Annotated in this window: 15 protein-coding genes and 1 pseudogene; 15 read left to right on the top strand and 1 reads right to left on the bottom strand. The window is 74.4% G+C overall.

The window, feature by feature from the left end; translation table 11 throughout:
* The first annotated feature begins 90 nt into the window (after nt 1–90).
* From KME66_RS31260 to KME66_RS31190, 15 genes are all read left to right on the top strand, one after another.
* Nucleotides 91–1,260, top strand: coding sequence for a glycosyltransferase family 4 protein (locus KME66_RS31260; protein WP_073224974.1), 1,170 nt, complete (start codon nt 91–93; stop codon nt 1,258–1,260).
* Nucleotides 1,257–1,976 carry a class I SAM-dependent methyltransferase gene (locus KME66_RS31255; RefSeq protein WP_073224973.1) on the top strand — a complete coding sequence of 240 codons (720 nt, stop codon included), beginning with the start codon at nt 1,257–1,259 and terminating at the stop codon, nt 1,974–1,976. The genes KME66_RS31260 and KME66_RS31255 overlap by 4 nt, the downstream gene beginning before the upstream one ends.
* On the top strand, nt 1,973–6,259 hold the full coding sequence (locus KME66_RS31250) for an alpha-(1->3)-arabinofuranosyltransferase family protein (protein WP_216328298.1): 4,287 nt from the start codon (nt 1,973–1,975) through the stop codon (nt 6,257–6,259). The genes KME66_RS31255 and KME66_RS31250 overlap by 4 nt, the downstream gene beginning before the upstream one ends.
* Entirely contained in the window at nt 6,259–7,587 is a 1,329-nt protein-coding gene (locus tag KME66_RS31245) for a condensation protein (protein WP_216328296.1), read from the top strand. The genes KME66_RS31250 and KME66_RS31245 overlap by 1 nt, the downstream gene beginning before the upstream one ends.
* The gene (locus KME66_RS31240) at nt 7,584–8,309 is read left to right on the top strand and encodes a class I SAM-dependent methyltransferase (RefSeq protein ID WP_073224967.1); all 726 of its coding nucleotides are present in this window, start codon (nt 7,584–7,586) and stop codon (nt 8,307–8,309) included. Before KME66_RS31245 ends, KME66_RS31240 begins: the two co-directional genes overlap by 4 nt.
* Before the next feature lie 4 nt (nt 8,310–8,313).
* Nucleotides 8,314–9,207 (top strand): hypothetical protein, encoded by an 894-nt coding sequence (locus tag KME66_RS31235; protein ID WP_216328294.1) that lies wholly within the window; start codon nt 8,314–8,316, stop codon nt 9,205–9,207.
* A 51-nt stretch (nt 9,208–9,258) separates the two neighbouring features.
* Nucleotides 9,259–9,477, top strand: a complete 219-nt coding sequence (locus KME66_RS31230) for a Trm112 family protein (protein ID WP_216328292.1) — start codon at nt 9,259–9,261, stop codon at nt 9,475–9,477.
* Nucleotides 9,474–10,244 carry an FkbM family methyltransferase gene (locus tag KME66_RS31225; protein ID WP_216328290.1) on the top strand — a complete coding sequence of 257 codons (771 nt, stop codon included), beginning with the start codon at nt 9,474–9,476 and terminating at the stop codon, nt 10,242–10,244. The genes KME66_RS31230 and KME66_RS31225 overlap by 4 nt, the downstream gene beginning before the upstream one ends.
* Nucleotides 10,245–10,293: 49 nt before the next feature.
* The gene (locus KME66_RS31220; protein WP_216328288.1) at nt 10,294–11,058 is read left to right on the top strand and encodes a GntR family transcriptional regulator; all 765 of its coding nucleotides are present in this window, start codon (nt 10,294–10,296) and stop codon (nt 11,056–11,058) included.
* Between the two features lie 219 nt (nt 11,059–11,277).
* The gene (locus KME66_RS31215) at nt 11,278–12,516 is read left to right on the top strand and encodes an amidohydrolase family protein (protein WP_216329726.1); all 1,239 of its coding nucleotides are present in this window, start codon (nt 11,278–11,280) and stop codon (nt 12,514–12,516) included.
* 352 nt (nt 12,517–12,868) lie between these two features.
* Entirely contained in the window at nt 12,869–13,540 is a 672-nt protein-coding gene (locus tag KME66_RS31210) for a response regulator transcription factor (RefSeq protein WP_216329724.1), read from the top strand.
* The gene (locus KME66_RS31205; protein ID WP_216328285.1) at nt 13,537–14,901 is read left to right on the top strand and encodes a sensor histidine kinase KdpD; all 1,365 of its coding nucleotides are present in this window, start codon (nt 13,537–13,539) and stop codon (nt 14,899–14,901) included. Before KME66_RS31210 ends, KME66_RS31205 begins: the two co-directional genes overlap by 4 nt.
* Nucleotides 14,902–15,079: 178 nt before the next feature.
* Entirely contained in the window at nt 15,080–16,789 is a 1,710-nt protein-coding gene (locus KME66_RS31200) for an alpha/beta hydrolase (protein ID WP_216328283.1), read from the top strand.
* A gap of 159 nt (nt 16,790–16,948) precedes the next feature.
* Nucleotides 16,949–17,710, top strand: coding sequence for an IclR family transcriptional regulator (locus tag KME66_RS31195; RefSeq protein WP_073224958.1), 762 nt, complete (start codon nt 16,949–16,951; stop codon nt 17,708–17,710).
* A gap of 234 nt (nt 17,711–17,944) precedes the next feature.
* Nucleotides 17,945–20,275 (top strand): FdhF/YdeP family oxidoreductase, encoded by a 2,331-nt coding sequence (locus KME66_RS31190; RefSeq protein ID WP_216328281.1) that lies wholly within the window; start codon nt 17,945–17,947, stop codon nt 20,273–20,275.
* Between the two features lie 256 nt (nt 20,276–20,531).
* On the opposite strand, the pseudogene KME66_RS31185 reads toward KME66_RS31190, so the two are convergent.
* Nucleotides 20,532–20,684 (bottom strand): annotated as a pseudogene (locus tag KME66_RS31185) (IS5/IS1182 family transposase); the annotation flags it as partial.
* Nucleotides 20,685–20,739: the final 55 nt, after the last annotated feature.

Genomic DNA, 20,739 nt, shown 5'->3' with positions numbered 1-20,739 from the left:
CAGCCCCCTTCCGTTCTCTCGCACCTCCGCGGACAACCCTCTTTCCGCTCATCCGCGAGTCCCCGCACCCCGAGCCGAGTTGGAGCGCTCATGCCCCAGCACGTACCTCCCCCACTGCTCGACGCCGTCGCGCGCCAGGGTCAGGGCCCGGCGTCCTCCAGGGGCCCCGCCGCCCCGCGACGCATCGTCTTCCTCGCCCACCGCGACCTCGACAACCCGGCCGCCGGCGGCTCCGAGCTGCTGATCGACCGGCTGGCCTCGGGGCTCACCGAGCAGGGCCACGACGTCACCCTCCTGTGCGGCGGCCGGGCCGCGCGCAGGCCCTACCGAGTCGTCTCGGCGGGCGGCGCCCTGGGGCACTACCTCGGTGCGCGGTCCGCCTTCGCCCGGCAGGTCGGCGACTGCGACCTGCTGGTCGAGGTGTGCAACGGGATGCCGTACCTCGCTCCCCTGTGGCATCGCGGTCCCACCGTGTGCCTCGTCAACCACGTGCACACCGACCTGTGGGACATGCGGTTCCCGATGCCGGTGGCGCGGGCCGGACGGCGGCTGGAGCACTGGGCGCTGTCCCGCGCCTACCGCGACCACCTGATGATCGCGGTGTCCCCGTCCACGGCGGGTGCGCTGCGGGAGCTGGGCGTGCCCCACCACCGGATCAGGGTGGTGCACAACGGCGTCGAGGAGCCGAGCCCGCAGGGCGACCGGTCCGCGACCCCGCTGTTCGTGGCGCTCGGCCGGCTCGTCGACTACAAGCGCATCGATCTGCTGCTCCAGCTGTGGGAGCGGGTCAGGCCGGTCACCGGCGGTCGGCTCGTCATCGTCGGCGACGGCCCCGAGCGGGCCCGTCTGGAGCGGCTCGCCGGTCCCGGTGTGGAGTTCGCCGGCCATGTGACCGAGGCGGAGAAGCACCGGCTGCTCTGCGCGTCGTGGATGCTGCTGCATCCGGCGGCCGTGGAGGGGTGGGGGCTGGTCGTCACGGAGGCGGGCGCGCGCTCCACCCCGACGCTGGGCTTCGACGTCCCCGGACTGCGGGATTCCGTCGAGGACGGGGTCACGGGCGTGCTGGCCCGGGGCGCGTCGTCCTTCGCCGCGGCCTGGTGCGCGCTCGCCCTGGACGACGAGCGGCGCGAGGCGATGGGCAAGGCGGCCCGGGAGCGCGCCGCCGCGTTCCGGTGGACCAGCAGTGTCCGGCAGTTCACGGCGGTCGCCGCCGAGGCGACCAGCGGCGTGATGGCCCCGGAGATCGGTGCGAGCGCGTGAGAGACCCTTCCTTCCGGCGCTCGGCCGCCCTGTTCCGCGCCTTCCTCCGGGAACAGGGCGACCCGGCGACGGCGTACACCCTGCTGGCCCGCGACGCCGCGGACCAGGTGGAGCGGTACGGTCCGGTCCGGGGCAAGGTCGTCGTGGACATCGGCGGCGGCGACGGCTACTTCACCCGGGAGTTCCGTCGGCGCGGTGCGCACGGCTACCTCTTCGAACCGGACACGGCCGAGCTCGGCCCCGGCGAGCGCGGCGACACCGTCGTCGCCGACGGCTATCTGCTGCCGCTGGCCGACGGTGCGGCGGACGTCTGCTTCTCCTCCAACGTGCTGGAGCACGTCGCCGACCCGCACACCTTTCTCAGCGAGATGGCCCGGGTGACCCGCCCGGGCGGTCTGATCTACGTCTCCTTCACCAACTGGCACTCGCCCTGGGGCGGCCACGAGTGGGCGCCGTGGCACTATCTGGGCGCCGAGCGCGCCCGGAAGCTCTACGAGCGCCGCACCGGCCGCCCGGCCAAGCACCGCCTGGGCGACAACCTCTTCCGGATCGGCGTCGGCGAGACGCTGCGCCACGTCCGGGGCCGCGGTGACGTGACCGTCCTTTCCGCACGCTCGCGCTACTGGCCCGTCCTTCCCCAGCTCGTGCCGCGCATCCCCGTACTGCGGGAATGCGCCACCTGGAACCTCCTCCTCATTCTCCGGCGGTGTTCATGACCAGCGCTGTCCACCCACCCCGGCCCGCGGCCCCGGACGGCCCGGGTCCCGAGCCCGCCGTCCCCGCCGACGGCCCGCCGCAGGCGCGCTCCCGGCGCTGGCTCCTGGGGTTCTGGGCCGCCGTGTTCACGGCGTTCCTGGCGGTGTCACCGGGCCGGATGACCTTCGACACCAAGCTCGGTGTCATAACGGCCCCCGGCAGGTTCCTCGGCGACCTGGGCGAGCTGTGGCACAGCCGCTCCGGGTTCGGCGGGATCGCCGACCAGTACATCGGCTATCTCGTGCCGATGCTGCCGTACTACGGCGCGGCCGAGCTGCTGCGGGTGCCCACCTGGCTCGCGGAACGGCTGTGGCTCTCGGTGATCGTGGCGACCGCCTTCTGGGGTGCGCTGCGGCTGGCGGAGCGACTGCGGGTGGGGTCGCCGGCCACCCGGCTGCTCGGCGCGGCCGTCTACGCGCTGTGGCCGACCTACACCATCGTGGTGGGTTCGACCTCGGCCGCCGCACTGCCGGGCGCCCTGCTGCCGTGGGTGCTGCTGCCGCTGACGAACCCGCGTCTGACGCCGCGGGCCGCGGCGGTCCGCTCCGCGCTGCTGATCCCGCTGATGGGCGGGGTCAACGCCGCTTCCACGCTGGCCTCGCTGCTGCCGGTGGGGCTGTATCTGCTGTCCCGGCCGGGCGGGCCGCGCAGGCGCGGGCTGCTGCTGTGGTGGATACCGGGCGTGATCATGGCGACCGCCTGGTGGATCGTCCCCCTGCTGCTGCTGGGCGCCTTCGGCGAGAACTTCATGCCGTACGTGGAGTCCTCGTACACCACGACGACCACCATGTCCGCGACGGAGATGCTGCGCGGTGCGGGCAACTGGGTGGGCTATCTGAACTTCGGCGAGGCCTGGCTTCCGGCCGGGTGGACCGTCGCGACCTCGACCGTCACCATCCTCGGCTCGGCGCTCGACGCCGCCCTGGGGCTCGCGGGCCTGGCGCGGCGCGATCTGCCCGAGCGCCGCTGGCTGGTGCTGACCGCGCTGTCCGCCGCGCTGGTCACGCTCGCCGGGTACGGCGGGGCGCTGGGCGGTCTCTTCCACGGCACCGTGCAGGACTGGCTGGACACCTGGCTGGTGCCGTTCCGCAACATCTACAAGTTCCAGACGGGGCTGGCGCTGGCGCTGGCCCTGGGGCTGGCGCACGTCACCGGCGTCGCCGCGGTGGCCGCCTCCCGGCGGGGCCGGAACCAGGCCCGGACGCGCCGTCTGGCACCGGTCGTCGCCGCGGCGATCGTCCTGCCCGGTCTGGCCTGGCCGTACCTCAACGGGTCGATCCTTCAGACGGGTTCGTTCCAGAAGGTCCCCGACTACTGGGAAAGCACCGGCAGTTGGCTCAAGAACAACTCGCCGGACGACCGCGCGCTGGTCGTCCCGGCGACCGCGCACGGCATCTACACCTGGGGCTCCCCCATCGACCAGCCCCTGGACGTGCTGGCCGATTCGCCCTACGCCCAGCGTGATTACGTGCCCTTCGGCACCCCCGGCAACCGGCGGGCGATGGACGCCGTCGAGCAGGCCCTGACCTCCGGCGGCGAGGTCCCCGGGCTCAGCCGGTTCCTGAACCGGGCCGGACTGCACTACGTGGTGGTCCGCAACGACCTGGACCCGGACCAGCTGGGCTACGTCCCGACCACCACGGTGAAGCGGACCCTGGAGGCGTCCGGCTACAGCCGCGTCAAGGGCTACGGGCCGGTGATGACCGCCGGCCGGATCGCCGCGGACACCCCCGTGCAGGTCGAGGGCCTCTATCCGCGCCAGCGGGCGGTGGAGATCTACGAACCCCCCAAGGGGACCGAGCGCCCCGGGCGGGCGGCGGCCACCCCGGTCGCCTCGACGGCCGTGGTGAGCGGCGGCCCGGAGTCGCTGCTGCCGCTGTCGGCGAACGGCGCCGTCGTGGGCCGGCCGACCGTGCTGGCCGGTGACGCGCACCCGGGCCTGGGGCGGCCGTCGCTGTACGCGGCGGGCGACGGGCTGCGGCGCGCCGACACCCGGTTCGGGCTGGTCAACTCCAACACCTCGTACACGTACACCGCCGAGGAGCGCAATGCCGAGGAGTCGGCGCAGGACCCGGGGCGGGAGCCGCGGCAGATCCTGCCGGCGTCCGGGGCGGAGCACCAGACGACGGCGGTGATCCGCGGGGCGGAGTCGGTCAGCGCGTCCTCGGTGGGCAACTGGCTGTTCCATCTGCCGCAGTACGATCCGGTGAACGCCTTCGACGGCAATCCGGCGACCGGCTGGGCGGAGGGCTCCCCCGGCGCGCCCAAGGGCGAATGGGTGCGGGTCGGCTTCTCGACGCCGACGGACATCCCCGGCTCGATCCAGGTGACACCGCTGCCCAGCGGCAACGTGCGGGCCGCGCCGACCGTGATCCGGGTGGAGACGGACCGGGGCTCCAAGGACAGCCCGCTGCGGCCCGACGGGTCGCCGCAGCAGGTGGCGGCGCCGGCCGGGCAGGCGGCCTGGCTGAAGGTGACGATCCTGGATTCCCAGCAGGGGCGTCCGGGGCTGACCGGGGCCGGGTTCACCGACATCGCCATCCCCGGGGTGCAGGTGACCCGGATGCTGGAGCTGCCGAACGACGCGCCGCGCGAGGGCGCCGACGCGACGGTGTTCTCGCTGCGGCGGGGCAGCGACCCCGGCGGCCTGTCGTCGGTGGCCGCCGAGGTCGGTCTCGGCCGGCAGTTCACCGCGCCCGAGGCGGGCGACTACACCGTCTCGGCGACCGCGCTGCCGGTGCCCGGCGAGGCGCTCGACAAGCTGCTGTTCGAGCTGACGGGCGTGCGGGACAGGATCGAGGTGACCGCCGACTCCACGGCGCGCCTGGGCACCAACCTCAGTCCCCGCAACCTGACCGACGGCGACCTCACCACGGCGTGGATCGCGGGCGAGCGTCCCGTACTGCGGCTGACGTGGCCCGAGAAGCGGCCGGTCGGCGAGATCGTGTTCGCCGCGGCCGGGGGTCTGTCGGCCCGCGCCGAGCAGGTCCAGATCAGTTCGCCGGACGGTACGGCGGTGGCCTCGGTGGACGAGAACGGCATGGCCCGCTTCTCGCCCGTCACCACCGACCGGATGGACATCACCATTTCGAGGACGGCGCCGCTGACCGTGCACAACCCGGTGGCCGACGGCCAGTTGCAGCTGCCGGTCGGGCTGAGCGAGGTCCACATCCCGGCGCTGGAGGAGTTCCGTACGCCGCAGCCGAAGCCGGACCAGAGGTTCACCCTGCCCTGCGGCAAGGGCCCGGTCCTCTCCGTGGGCGGCACCTTCCTGGAGACCAGGGCCGAGGGGCGGGTGCGGGATCTGACCCAGCGCCGGCCCATCGAGGTCTCGCTGTGCACCGACGGCAGCAAGGTGGAGCTGGCCGCGGCGTCCACCACCGTGCAGGCGGGGGACGAGGGTCCGCTGGCCATCACCGACGTGACGCTGAGCAACGGCACCGCCGAGGCCGCCGCGGCGACGCCGCGCACGGTGGACGTCGAGCAGGGCGAGGGCGACCGGCGGACCATCGAGGTGGGGGCCGGTGAGGCGTCCTACCTCCAGATCCACGAGAACCACAACAAGGGGTGGAAGGCCACCCTGGACGGCAGGGAACTGACGCCGCTGCGGATCGACGGGTGGCAGCAGGCGTGGCTGGTGCCGGAGGGCGAGGGCGGCACGGTCACCCTGGAGTACGAACCGGCAACCGTCTACCGGTGGGGTCTGATCGGTGCGGGCGTGCTGTTCCTGGCGCTCGTGGCGCTCGCCCTCGTGGGCCGCAAGGGCTCCGGCCGGGAGGAGACCGAGGAGCAGCCGGCGCCGCCGGGGCCGGGCCTGATCCTGGGCACGGTCGCCCTCACCCTGGTGGGCGTGGTGATCGCGGGCCCGGTCGCCGTGGCTGTTCCGCTGCTCGCCGTCCTGGCGCACATGTGGCCGCGGCTGCTCGTGCCGGTCGCGTTCGCGGCGATGGCCGCCGCAGGGGTGGTCGCCGCTGTGGGCACCGGGGAGAGCACGACGGCGGGCGAGGGGGCCTTCGGCGCCACGGCTCAACTCCTGGCTCTGATCGGGCTGTTCGCGGCACTGGTGACGGTGCGGCGGGATCCCGTCGGGCGGCGCGCGGTGCGTGCCGGCCAGGGCGCGGACGAGCCGGCCCCGGCGGGCGGCGACCGGCCGACGGCCCCGCTCCCGGCGCAGCCCGCACCGCCGTCGGGCCGGACGCTGTCCGCCGACGGCAGGCATCCGACGAAGGGAGAGGACGCCTGATGGCGACCACGCAGCACCGGCGGGCGCCGGGCGGCGACGGGCCGGCCGGGCAGCCCTCCCGGGTGCCGTTCCCGGTCGTCGACGAGGTGGCCCGGCACTGCGCGCAGGACGCCGAGCCGAGCACGGTGCACATCGAGATCCACCTGCCGGGGCGGGTCGACGAGGAACGGTTGCGCTCCGCGTTCGCCGCCGCGCTGGCCCGGCACCCGCGGGCGCTGATGCGCGAGCGGCCCCGGGGGCCGTGGGCCCGACGGTACGAATGGGAGCTGACCGGGGGCCCGGACACGGACCCGGTCTCGTTCCCGCCGTGCGCGCCCGGCGCGCTGGAGCGGGCGCGGGCCGGGGCGCTGGACCGCGCCCCGGCGCTGACCGCCTCACCACCGCTGCGGCTCGATTTGGTCCGCGAGCCGGACCGGGAAGGCTGTGTGCTGCTGTTCACCGTGCACCACACCGCCCTGGACGGTCCGGCGTGCCTGCGGCTGGCGGCGACCGCAGCGGAGGTCTACAGCGGGTCTCCCGTCCCTCCGCCGCCCGCCCCGGCCCGCCCGGCCGCGGGCCCGCCGCCCCGGCAGTCGCGGGCCCCGGCGCTGGCCCGGCCCGCCCGGGTGACGCCCGGTTCGCCGGGACCCGCAGCGGTGCCGGGCAACGCCCTGCTGCTGGCCGAACTCCCGGTCCCTCGACGGGAGTCCGGCGCACCCTACACGGTGAACGACCAGCTGATGGTGGCCACCGCGCTGACGGTGGCCGACTGGAACCGGTCCCAGGGCGCGCCGGGGACGGACCGGCGGCCGCTGCGGATCACGATGCCGGTCGACGACCGTCCCCGGGGCCCCGGGATGCCGATCGGCAACGGCACCCGGCTGGTGGAGGTGTGCTTCACAGCGGCGGAGGTGGCGGCGGGGACGGACGTGGCGGCGCTGTTGCGGACGACCGCCGAGCGGACCCGGGCGCTGAAGGCCCAGCCGCGCCCTCAACTGGGCCACGGGGCCGGACTGTTGACCGTGCCGCTGCTGCCGGTGGCGGTCCGGGCCGCCCTCACCCGGGGGCTGCGGGTGGCGGCCGGTCCCTGGACGTCGACGACGCTGCTGAGCAACATCGGCCGGATTCCGTACCCGTTGGACTTCGGCGACGCGGGCCGGGCGACGGCCGTGTGGTTCTCCGCGCCCGCCCGGATGCCCCGGGGCCTGACCTTCACCACGGCGTCCACGGGCGGTCGGCTGCATCTGTCGCTGCGCTGGTCGCGCACCCTGCTGGGCGAGCGCGACGGTGTCAGGCTGCTGGACCTGTTCACCCGCCACCTGGCCGCGACGTCCTCGGAGGCCGTATGACCGGCGCCACGTCCCCCTCCCCCGGGCTGCGGGACTTCTACGAGAACCCCGCGGTCCCGGTCGCCTCGGGCGACGGGCGGACCCTGCGGCAGGCCCGGCTGCTGGCCGGCGCGCTGGACGCGCCGGGACAGGTGATCCTGGACATCGGGTGCGGTGACGGTACGGCGGCGGCCACGGCGGCCCCCATCCTCGCCGGGCACCGGCTCATCGGGGTCGACTGGTCGCAGGACGCGCTGCGCCGGGCCCGGCCCCGGATGGGCCATGTGGTGCGCGGCGAGCTGGAGCACGGCGGGCTGCCGCTGGCCGACGGGTGCGCCGACGCGGTGCTGTTCAGCGAGATCCTGGAGCATCTGGTCGATCCGGACCAGGCGTTGGACGAGCTGCGGCGGGTGCTGCGGCCCGGCGGCCATCTGATGCTGTCGACCCCGAATCTGGCGGCCTGGTACAACCGGGCGCTGCTGCTCGCCGGGGTGCAGCCGGTGTTCTCGGAGGTCAGCCTGCGCGGGATCCACGGCCGTCCGGGAACGGAGGTGGTGGGCCATCTGCGGCTGTACACGGCCCGTGCGCTGCGCTCGTTCCTGACGGCGTCGGGCTTCGCCGACGTGACGGTCAAGGGCGCCCCCTTCCACGGGGTGCCGCGTCCGTTGCGGCTGCTGGACCGGGCGGCGTGCGCGGTTCCCGGGGCGTCCTCCATCCTGCTGGCCCACGCGCGGCGGAGGTAGCCGCGTGTGGTGGGGTGTCGGCGCGGCGCTGGTCGCCAACGCGCTGTACAGCGTGGGGTTCGTGGTGGAGAAGCGGGCCCTGGGATCGCTGCCCGCACTGTCCGCGGGCCGCCCGCTGCACGTGCTCCGGGTGCTGGCGACCAGTCCGCTGTGGATCCTCGGCGCGCTGGCGCTGGCGGCCGGGTTCGGGGCGCAGCTGGTCGTCTACCGCGCGCTGCCGATCGCGGCGGCGCAGGGCATCTTCGTCTCCGGGCTGGTGCTGCTCCTGCTGTTGTCGTCGGCGGTGCTGGGCGAGGCGTCGACGGGCCGCGAGCGCTACGCGCTGGGCGGGGTCCTGCTCGCACTGCTGATGGTGGTGGCCTCGGTCCGCGAGGGCGAGGACGCGGTGAGCGCCGGGGCCCCGTGGACGCTGGTGCTGCTGGTCTGCGTCCCGGCGCTGGCGGCGGGCGTCTGGCTGTACGTACGGGTGGAGAGCCGGGCGGCCAAACGGCACCGGGTCCCGACGAGCGGCATCGGGTACGGCGTGGCGGTGGGCCTGCTCTACGGGGTCAGCTCCCTGGCCATCAAGGGCACGTCCAGCCGTCTGACCAGCACCGATCTGAGCGAGGCCGCGCTGTCGCTGCTCGGGTCCCCGTATCCGTACCTGCTGCTGTTCACCGCGGGGGCCGGCCTCGTCATGTCGCAGGCGGCGCTCCAGCGCTGCCGGGCGTCCCTCATCGTGCCGGTGTGCACGACGGTGACCTGCCTGTTCACCGCGGTCCTCGGGACGTTCGCGTTCGGCGAGAGCCTGCCGGAGGATCCGCTGCTGCTGGCCCTGCGGGTGGGCGGCACGGCGCTCGCCCTGTCCGTCCTGCTGGCCATGCCGCGCCACGATCCGCAGCCCGCCGCGGCCCCCTGACCCCCTGACGTCCCTTCCGCTGTTGTGCCGATGACTCCCGAGGAGCTGCCGATGCGTCCCGACGACCCGCTGCTGACGATCCTGGCCTGCCCGCTCGACAAGGGGACGCTGTCCCTGCTGCCGGAGGAGGACGCGCTCTACAACCCGCGGCTGCGCCTGAGTTACCCGATCGTGGACGGGATACCGCAGCTTCTGCCCTCCTCGGGCCGAAAGGTCGGCGCCGTCGACCACGAGCGGTTCCTCACCTCGCTGAAGGCCTCGGCCCCGTGACCACGCTCGCCGCGGCGGTCGCGGCCGGACTGCCCGGACGCCTGGTCGGCTCCGTCGCCGTCGCCCTGTATCCGCGCTTCGAGCCCGAACTCCGCAGGCTCGCCGACTTCTGCCCGCCGGGCGGCGTCGCCCTCGACATCGGGGGCTGGTACGGGCCCTGGTCGCGGCGGCTCGCCGCGCGCTGCGAGCGGGTGGTGACCGTCGAGCCCGTGCCGCATCTGGCCGAGCACCTGCGCCGGACGCTGCCGTCGAACGTCCGGGTGGTCCAGGGCGCGGCGACCGACCGGGAGGGCACGGCGCGGCTCTGGTTCCCCGAGGGCGACCAGGGCGACCGGGGGGTGTCCTCACTGGCCCGCCGCGCGATCCACGCCCACAGTGTGGAGGTCCCCTCGGTCACCGTCGACGGCCTGGGGCTGACCGGGGTCGGCTTCGTCAAGATGGACGTGGACGGCGGGGAGGCGGCCGCGCTGCTCGGTGCGGCGGAGCTGCTGCGCCGGGACCGTCCGGCGCTGCTGATCGAGCTGGAGGGCCGGCTCGGCCCGATCGAACCGGTGATCGCCACCTTGACCGGTCTGGGGTACGCGGGCTGGGTCCTCCCGCACCGCGACTGGCTGCCGCTCACCGGGTTCGACCTGGTCGCCCACCAGGAGCGGACCGAGCACCTGGTGCACCGGGGGGTGCTGCACCGGGCCTTCGCACCCCGCCGGGAGCGGTACGTCAACTCGGTGCTGTTCCTGCCCGAGGGGCGGACGCCGGGTACGGTCTGAGCGGCCCGCGTATCCTCGGCCGGAGGCCGAAAGGCGGGCCGAGCGGAGGATGGCGCACGTGGCGGGCAGCAGCGCGAGGCGGAACGGGGCGGGTCCGGGCGGTCCGGGCGGCGGGCGGACGACGGCTCCGGGTCGTCCGGCACCCCAGGAGGACATCCGGCCGGGACGTACGTCGCTCAGTGTCCGCGCCCGGGACGCGGTCCGGCAACGGATCGTCGACCGCCGCTATCCGCAGGGCGCCCGGCTGGTGGAGCGCGAGGTCGCCGAGGAACTGCGGATGTCCCGCGTCCCGGTCCGCGAGGCGCTGCGCGCCCTGGTGGGCGAAGGGCTCCTGGAGCTGCTGCCGCACAGCGGGGTCCGGGTGCGGCGGCTGGAGCGGCCCGACGTGGAGCACCTGTACGAGGTGTGGGAGCCGCTGGCGGTCCAGGCGTCCCGGCTGGCGGCCCGGCGGGTGGCGGGGTCCGCCCCGGTGGAGCCACCGGGCGTCACCGCGCTGCGGACCTCCCTCGACCGGGCGGAGGAGGCGGCGTCCGACGACGAGGGCACGCGCGAGGTGGCGGCCCACACCGCCTTCCACGAGGACATCGTGGCCCTGAGCGGCAACCCCATGCTGGCGCGCACCATGGAGCAGTTGAGCGGACAGCTCCAGCTGCTGTTCGGGATGCGGGAGGAGCCGCAGCACATGCGGGCCCAGCACGCGGTCATGTTCCGGTACATCGCGGCGGGCGACGAGGAGTCGGCGGCGGCGAGCACGCTCCTGCACGTGCGGGACAGCCGGGCCGTGGCCCTGCGGTCCCTGTTCGACGACGCCTGATTTTGTATACACCTCATGTCGACCTCTCGGAGCCCCACGAAGGCAGGGCCCATTTCCTGCGTGTTCTCGGCCCGCACGGGAAGGCGGAACCGCCGGTTCCCGGAGGTGCGACGATTCTGGTATACAACATGCTCCCGCTCGCTTCCGTGACCTGAGGAGCGCTCCCCCGTGCCTCGTGAACACCCCGCCTCGCCCGCAGCCGGCCCTTCCCGGCGCTCCATGCCCGCCGGGGCCGCCGCCGACCGGATCACCGGGCAGCCCGGCCGCACGGACGGCGACGCCCGCGCAACGGTGTTCAGGAACGTCCGGCCCCACGGCGCGCAGCACCCCGTCGACCTCACGGTCGTCGACGGGGTCGTCACCGCGAAGCACGCCCCGCGCGGCGCGGAGGTCGTCGACTGCGCGGGCCGGATCGCGCTGCCGACCCTGGTCGACGCGCACATCCATCCCGACAAGACGGCCTGGGGCGAGCCCTGGGCGACCCGGAACCCGGCGGGCTCCATCGCCGAGTACGCCGAGGAGGACGTGAAGCTGTACCACGCGCTGCGCACGCCGCTGAAGGTGCGTGCGGAGCGCCTGATGGCCCATGCCGTGACCCGGGGCACCCGGGCGATGCGGGCCCATGTCGACGTCGCCCCCGCCTACGACCTGGTGGGCGTCGAGGGAGTGGGCTCCGCCAGGAGGGCCCTGCGGCACGCGCTCGACGTGGAGATCGTCGCGTTCCCCCAGCACGGGGTGGTCCGGACGCCCGGCACCGGGGAACTCCTGGAGGAGGCCGCGCGCACCGGGGCGATCGACCGGGTCGGCGGCATCGACCCCATCGGGTTCGACGAGGCGCTCGACGAGCAGCTCGACATCGTCTTCGGCATCGCGGACCGGCACGGGGTGGGCGTCGACATCCATCTGCACGAGCGGGCCGCGACGGGCATGGAGTCCCTGCGCGCGATCATCGACCGCACCAAGGCCCTGTCCCTCCAGGGCAAGGTGACCGTCAGTCACGTCTTCTGTGTGCCCGGCCTGCCCGAGCGGGAACTCGACCGTCTCGCGGCCCACCTCGCCGACGCCGGGATCTCGCTGACGACGGTCGCGCCCTCGTCGGACCTGGTGCTGCCGGTCGACCGGCTGCGGGAGCACGGGGTCGAGGTGGGCCTCGGCTCCGACGGCGTACGGGACTCCTGGAGCCCCTTCGGCAACGCGGACATGCTGCACCGCTCGCACCTGCTGGCCCGGGTGCGGGACGCCCGCCTCGACGAGGAGCTGGAGGCGGCGTTCCGCTCGGGGGCCGATGGCGGGGCCCGGCTGCTGGGGCTGCCGGTGGCGGACCTGAAGCCGGGTTCGCCGGCCGACTTCCTGCTGGTGCGCGGGGAGTGCCTGCCGCAGGTCGTGGTGGACCTGCCGCGGCGCGAGATGGTGGTGCGCGGCGGGCGGATCGTGGCCCGGGACGGGGAGCTGCTCTGACACTGACGCCGCACACGGCCGGGCCCGAGTCGGCGCGCCACGGGGCCTGACCCCGCGCACGGCGGGATCCCACTCCGCCCACCGGGGACCTGGTTCTGCGCACGCCGCGGCCCGACTCCGCCTACTGCGGGGCCCTGCTCTGCGCACTGCAGAACCTGGTGCTGCGCACAGCGGGGCCCGACGGGTACGGCCGGGCCACGGACTGTGTGCGGTCGGCCGCCGGCCTGTGTGCGGTCGGCGCTGACCTGCGGTGGTCGGCGTTGCCCCGCGGGGGCCGACGCTGACCTGCGGTGACCGGCCGCGGCCCCGCCCGACCGGCCTCACCCGGCGCGGCTAGGGTGACGGCGTGAGAGTGCTGCTGGTCGAGGACGACGCCAACCTCCGCTTCGGTGTGGCCGCGGCCCTGCGCGCCGCCGGGCTCGCCGTCGACGAGGCGGTCGACCTGCCGCAGGCCGACGAGGCGCTGTTCGTCACCGCGTACGACTGCGTCGTCTTCGACCGGATGCTGCCCGCCGGGGACGCCGCCGAGTACGTGGAGGAGCTGCGGCGCTCCGGGCGGGCCGTGCCGGTGCTGTTCCTGACCGCCCGGGACACCGTCGCCGACCGGGTGGAGGGCTTCGCCCGGGGCGGCGACGACTATCTGGTCAAACCGTTCGCCGTCCCGGAGCTGGTCGCCCGGGTGCGCAGCCTGTGCCGCCGCGCCCCGGCCGTCACTCCGCCGGTCCTGCGGGTCGGCGATCTGGAGATCGACACGGCACGGCGGCGGGTGCGGCGGGGCGGGGTACTGCTGACGCTGACCAGCCGCGAGTTCGCGGTACTGGAGGTGCTGGCCGAGCGGGCCGACCAGGCGGTCAGCCGGGCGGAGCTGGTCGAACGCTGCTGGGACGAGATGGCCGAGCACCGGTCCAATGTGCTGGAGGTGCTGGTCTCGCAGCTGCGCCGCAAGCTCGGCGCTCCCCCACTGCTCCACACCGTGCGCGGCACCGGCTACCGCCTGGCCGTGGCGGCGGATGCGGCCTCGTGACCGGAGCCGTACGCCTGCCGTCGCGGCGCTCCCGCCCCCTCACCCCGACGGCCCGGGTGCGTCGGCTCCGCCGCCGTATCACCCTGCTGTTCGCGCTGACCAGTGCGGTGGGACTGGTGGCGATGGCCGCCTGGGCGGTCCGCGGGGACGATGAGCGCTGGCGCGACCAGCTGGACCGGACGATGAGCGCGGACACCAACTGGGCGCTCGGCCTGCTGGAGACCGACGAGGACGGACGGCTGGACCCCGAGGTGCTGCTGGACACGGCCGGGACCGCCTGCCCGCCCCTGCACGTGCTGTCCGTCCCGTCGGACGCCGCCCGGGACGCGCGCCGGACCGCCCCGGCGGACCTGGTCGTGGAGCACGCGCCGCGCGAGGCGTGCCTCACCGTCGACAGCACTGCCGTACGAGGGGCGGCCGCGGCGGCCGTGAACGCCGACGAGGAACGGTCCCTCGACGGGCGTACGGCCACGGGTGAGCCGGTCCGCCTGTTCGCCCTGCCGTTCTACCCGCCCGAGGCCGAGGCGGACGCCCTGCCGCAGGGGGCTCTGGTCACCATGGCGGACACCGCCGCGCAGCAGGCCGACCACCGGCGGTTCGCCTGGCGGGTGACCGGCGGCTGCGCCCTGCTGGTGGGCCTGTCCGCCCTGGTCGGTCATCTGCTGTCGGGCCGGGCCGTCCGGCCCGCCCTGGACGCCCTGGACCGGCAGGAGTCGTTCCTCGCGGACGCCGCGCACGACCTGCGGACGCCCGCGGCCTCGCTGCGGACCCTCGCCGAGACCGCGTTGCGCGGGGAGACCGACAGCACCGACGTGCACCGGCGCACGCTGCGGCTGGCCGAGGGAATGGGTTCGCTGGTGGACGGGCTGCTCACCCGGGCCCGGCTGATGTCGGGGACGGCCGTGCTCGCGGTGGAACCGCTGCGGCTGGACCAGTTGGTGGAGGCGGCGGTGGAGGACGCGCCGGCCGACGGCCACCGGGTGACGGTCCGGACCCAGGAGGCCGTCGTGGTCGCCGACCCCGACCTCGTACGGCGTGCCGTGGCCAATCTCGTCGGCAACGCGCTCGTCCACGGTCATGCGCCCGGGGCTCCGGCGCAGGTCGAGGTGACGGTCGCCGCCGACGGGACGGCGACGGCCGTCGCCGTGGAGGACGCCGGGCCGGGGCTGCCGCCCGAGGTGGCGGGGGCGCTGTTCGACCGGTTCCGGAGCGGGTCGCGGTCGACGGGGCTCGGGCTGTCCATCGCCGCGTGGGTCGCGCACGCGCACGGGGGCAGCCTGACGGCCGGACCCGGACGGCGCGGCGGGGCCCGGTTCGTGCTGCGTCTGCCGAACGGCGACCGGCCGTCGGCCGAGGACTGACGCCAGCCGCCGACTGACGGCTGACGGCTGACGGCTGACGGCTGACGGCTGACGGCTGACGGCTGACGGCTGACGGCTGACAGTCGAGGGCCGACAGTCGACCCGACTCAGCAAAACCTCAGCATCGACCAGGGATGCTGCCGGGGATCCGCACGGCCCGATCCCTGGGAGCAGTCCGTTGAAACACCCCGCACGCCGCCGCCCCGCCCTCGTCACCGCACTGGCCCTCGCCTGTTCGGTCGCGCTCACCTCCTGCACGGCCGGTCCCGCCACCGGACCGGGCCGGGACTCGGCCTCTCCCGCGTCCGCCGACCCCGCGTCCCGGCCCGGCCTCGCGCCGTTCTACGGCCAGCGGCTGCGGTGGACGGACTGCGCATCGGCAGGGTACGCGTGCGCGCGGCTGACCGTTCCCCGGGACTACGACGACCCGGGGAACGGCAAGACCTTCGTTCTGCCGGTGGCCCGCGTGGCGGCCGGGAAGCCGGACCGGCGCATCGGCTCGCTCGTCTACAACCCCGGCGGGCCCGGGGCGGCCGGGGCCCGGTCCCTCGAAGAGGGCATGGACGAGGCCTTCGGCCGGGCGGCCCGCGACCGCTTCGACATCGTCGCCTTCGATCCGCGCGGGGTCGGGGCGAGCGTCCCCGCCCTGACCTGCACGGCGAGCGACGACGAGGCCGAGGAGGAGCGGGAGGAGGCTGCGGAGCCGCCCGGACAGGAGGGCGTCGTCGCGCCTCTCCACCCGCGCACGGACCAGGAGCGCAGCGCCGCCGACGCGGGGGCGCGGGCCGCCGCGGAGGACTGCGAGCGGCACAGCGGCGGTCTCCTGCGGCACGTCGGTACCGAGGACGCGGCCCGTGACCTGGACGTGCTGCGCGCCGCGCTGGGCGAGCACGAACTGACCTACCTGGGCTGGTCGTACGGCACGAGCCTGGGCACCGCGTACGCCGAACTGTTCCCGCGCCGGGTCCGCGCGATGGTGCTGGACGGGGCGATCGACCCGTCGCTGGACTGGTCGCAGCGGGTGCTCAGCCAGTCGGCCGGGTTCCGGCGGAGTGTGGACGACTACGCCGACCACTGCGCCGGGATCGCGGGGGACAGCTGCCCGGCCGGCGGCCCCGACGCGATACGTGCGCTGATCAAAGGGCTCTACGCCCGCGCCGAACGCGAGCCGCTGCCGGTCTCCGAGGACAGCTCGTACGCGGAGTACGGCGGGATGGACGCGACGGCCGTGCTCGACGCGGTGTCGATGGCGATGTACACCCCGGAGGAGCAGTGGGAGCCGCTGTCCCGGGCGCTGGCGGCGGCGGACGCGGGGGACGCGACCCTCCTGGGCGCGCTGGACGAGGAGGAGCCGGAGGAGGGGGAACCCTCGGCGGAGGATCCCGCTCCGCAGGACACCGGCGATGTCACCGAGGAGGACGGCGGTGGTGAGGGCGGTGGTGACGAGGACAGCCCGGCTGCCGGGGAAGCCCCTGTCGACAACGAGGGTGCCGCACTGACCGCGGTCAACTGCCTGGACGTTCCGCACCCGCGCGACCTGGACGCCTACTGGGACGCCCTGCCCCGCGCGGAGAAGGCCGCGGGGGTCTACGGCACGGCCGGGGTCACCGCCGAACTCACCTGCCGCGGCTGGCCGTCCGGCGGCCGGACGCCGCACCGGGTCGACGCCGACGGGGTGCCGCCGGTGCTGGTCGTCGGCACCACCGGTGACCCGTCCACCCCGTACGCGGAGGCGGTGAGCCTGGCGGAGCAGTTCCCCGGCGGGATGCTGCTCACGTACGAGGGGATGGGGCACACGGCGTACGGGCGCGGCGACGCCTGCGTCACGAGGAAGGTCGACGCCTATCTGGTCGGTCTGGAGCCCGTCCGTCCCGGCGCGACCTGCTGACCGGGACGGCTCGGGCCGTCGGCGCCCGGCTTGCCGCGGCGGGTCGCCACGGCGGCATGTCCGGCCGTGCAGCCCGCGCCCGGGCGCCCGGTGCGCCGACGACCCGGCGGGCGGCGGGCCGCCCTTGCCGCACCCCGGCGCCGGGTCCATCCTGGTGCCATGGGTGACCAGGCCGGCCCCGAGCCGACGGTGTCCGTCCGGCAGGACCTCCGGTTGCTGGAGGCCGCCGGGGCGCGGCCGGACGGCGCCTTCGCACCGCAGCTGGCGCGGGCGGCCGGGCTGCCGGAGTCCACCGCCCGCCGGCTCCTCCACGAGCTCGCCCGGGACGGCTATCTGGACGAGCTGGACGACGGGGCGTTCGCCCTCCCCGAGCGGAGCCCCGGGCTGTGGCCCGCCGCCGACGACCTGGCGTCGCAGGAGCGCGTCCGCCCCCTGCTGTCCTCGCTGCGCGACAGGCTGTCCGCCGCCGTCTATCTGACGCTGTACGACGAGGGCGAGATCCGGGTCCTGGAGATCGTCGACAGCCCGCGCGCTCCCCGGGTGAACGTCTGGGTGAGCTTCCAGGAGGCAGGGCACGCGACCGCGCTCGGCAAGAGCGTGCTGCGCGAGCTGGACCCCGAGGCGCGCGCCAACTACCTCGCCCGGCACGCCCTGGCCGACCTCACCCCCCGCACCATCACCCGCCGGGAGGAGCTGCTGCGCCAGCTCGACGCCGCCCCGGCGGGCCCGCTCTCGATGGACCGGGAGGAGTACGCACGGGGTACGACGTGTGCGGCGGTGCCGGTGTACAGCGGTGACCAGATCGGTTCGATCGGCATCTCGTTCCGGTCGGACCGGATGTACCGGACCACCGAGGTCCGGGCGCGGCTGCTGGAGTCGGCGCGGCGCGTGACGCGGCGGCTGACGCTCCCGGACCACTGATCCTCCGCCACGCCGGCGGTGGCTCCGCCCGGTGGGGCGCCCACGAGCCGGGGAACGGTACCCGACCGGGAGCGACTCCGGTGCCCGCCCCGGAGCCGACTGGCAGCCGGGAACCGCCCGGCATAGCCTGCCGGAAAGACCCGTTACAGACCGTCATGTCCTGCTATCCGCCGCAGCCGGTCCGCCGTACCCGCCGTACCCCGCCGTACCCGCAGGTGAAAGGGGGGAAGTGCCGTGAGCACCGACAAGGACGCCAGCACCGGCAAGGAACCGCAGGAGTCCCCGGAGCCCCGGGTCGGTCCCGCCCCCGACGGCGATCCGCGGTTCCGTCCCTACCGCCATCCCGCCGCGGGGTGGGGAGCGGCGAAGAGCGTGACCCGTTTCCTGGTGGAGGAACGCGCGCTGGTGGACGGCCCCCGCGCGATCATGCGGATGAACCACGAGGACGGCGGCTTCGACTGCCCCGGGTGCGCGTGGCCGGACGACACCAAGGGCCTGCACCTGGACATCTGCGAGAACGGCATCAAGCACGTCACCTGGGAGATGACGCCCAAGCGTGTCGGCCGCGAGTTCTTCGCCGCGCACTCGGTGACCGAACTGTACGGGTGGAGCGACCACGACCTGGAGAACCAGGGCCGGCTGACCGAGCCGATGGTGTACGACGCCGACTCCGACCACTACGTCCCGATCAGCTGGAAGGACGCGTTCGCACTGGTCGGATCGACCCTGCGCGGTCTCGACAACCCGAACCGGGCGGCGTACTACACCTCCGGCCGGCTCGGCAACGAGGCCACCTTCCTCTACCAGCTGATGGCCCGCGAGCTGGGCACGAACAACCTCCCGGACTGCTCCAACATGTGCCACGAGGCCAGCGGACGGGCCCTCCAGGCTTCCCTGGGCACCGGAAAGGGCACGGTCGACCTCAAGGACTGGGAGTCCGCGGACGCCCTCTTCATCCTGGGCGTCAACGCCGCGTCCAACGCGCCCCGGATGCTGACCGCTCTCGCCGATGCCGACCGTCGCGGCGCGCAGATCGTGCACGTCAATCCCCTGGTCGAGGCGGCGGCCACCCGCACCATCGTGCCGCACGACTTCACGGACATGGCGCTGTTCAGGACCACGAGGACCAGCACGCTCAACCTCCAGCCGCGCATCGGCGGCGACATGGCGCTGCTGCGCGGTATGGCCAAGGCGGTCCTGGAGAAGTCGGCGAGCGACCCCAAGGCCCTGGACCGTACGTTCATCGACCGTCACACCGCCGGATTCGAGGAGTACCGGGCGCTGTGCGAGGCCACGCCCTGGGAGGAGCTGGAGCACCAGTCCGGGCTGAGCCGCGCCGCGATCCTCAAGGCCGCGCAGGTGTACGAGGAGGCCGACCGCTCCATCGTCAGCTGGTGCCTGGGCCTCACCCAGCACGAGCACGGCGTCGACACCGTCCGCGAGATCGTCAACCTCCTGCTGCTGCGCGGCAATATCGGCCGGGAGGGGGCGGGCCCCTCCCCCGTGCGCGGGCACAGCAACGTCCAGGGCAACCGCACCTGCGGCATCGACCACCGCCCCACCGAGGAGTTCCTGGACCGGCTCGCCGCGACCTGCGGGATCGACCCGCCGCGCGCACACGGCCTGGACACCGTGGGAACGATCCGGGCGATGCGGGACGGCGAGGTGAAGGTGTTCGTCGGGATGGGCGGCAACTTCGCGCTCGCCGCACCCGACACCCCGGCGACGTACGCGGCTCTGCGCTCCTGCGACCTCACCGTCCAGGTGAGCACCAAGCTGAACCGCAGCCATGTCGTCCACGGGCGCACGGCCCTGATCCTGCCGTGTCTCGGCCGCACCGAGAAGGACCATCAGCGGGGCGGCGTCCAGAGCACCTCGGTCGAGGATTCGATGAGCATGGTCCACCTGTCCGTCGGGATGAAGCACCCTGCCTCCCCGCACCTGCTGTCCGAGCCGGCCATCGTCGCCGGGATGGCGCGGGCCGCCCTGCCCGACAGCCGGACCCCCTGGGACTGGTACATCGAGGACTACGACCGGATCCGGGACACGATGGCCGAGGCCCTGGACGGATTCGAGGACTTCAACCGCCGGGTCCGGCTGCCCCTCGGCTTCCGGATCAGGCAGCCCGCCCGCGAGCTGGTCTTCCTGACCCCGTCGGGGCGCGCCGAGTTCTCCGCGGCACCGCTGCCCGACGTGGTGCCCGAGCCCGGCACCCTGGCGCTCGGCACGATGCGGTCGCACGACCAGTGGAACACCACCGTCTACTCCGACAACGACCGGTACCGGGGCGTCAGGAACCTGCGCACGCTGATCTTCATGAACCGTGCCGACATGCGTGAGCGCGGGATCGCCGACATGGGGCCGGTCGACATCACGAGCACGGCGAAGGACGGCAGCCGGCGGTTCCTGAACGGCTACACGGCGGTCCCGTACGACATCCCGCGCGGCTGTGCGGCCGGCTACATGCCGGAGATGAACGTCCTGTGCGCGCTGGGCGACTACAGCACCCAGAGCGACCAGCCGATCATGAAGCACGTCAGGATCACGGTGGTCCCGGGCACCTGAACGGGCATCACCCGCGGGCCATCACCCGCCGGCCCCGCGCAGGGACGGCACCGGCACGTCCGGCCGCGGTGGACACCGCCCGACAGGCAGCCGGCCGTGCCCCGAGGGGTGCGGGGCACGGCGGCCGCCACCCGGAAAACCGGATCGGAACCGGCCCGCGCTCTGCCGGAGAGCACGGGCCGGACGGATGGGGCGGCCCCCGGAGCGGCCGCCCCAGGAAGGAGAGCCTTCCGGGCTCTAGGCGCTGTTTCCCGGATCATGTTCTGAGCCAGATGGCGAGGGCTGCGCGTGTGACGGTGCCGAGGTGGATGTAGGCGCGTTTGTCGTAGCGGGTGGCGGCGGCCCGGAAGCTTTTGAGGCGGTTGATGGTGCGTTCGACGGTGTTGTGTTTCTTGTAACGCTCGCTGCCTAGGGCGTGTCCGGCGGATCATTGGCTGTCGGGGCGGACGGTCCGGGAGCCGGGG

The organism is Streptomyces sp. YPW6 (genome assembly GCF_018866325.1).
Classification (GTDB): Bacteria; Actinomycetota; Actinomycetes; order Streptomycetales; family Streptomycetaceae; genus Streptomyces.
This window is presented reverse-complemented; position numbering and strand designations above follow the sequence as displayed.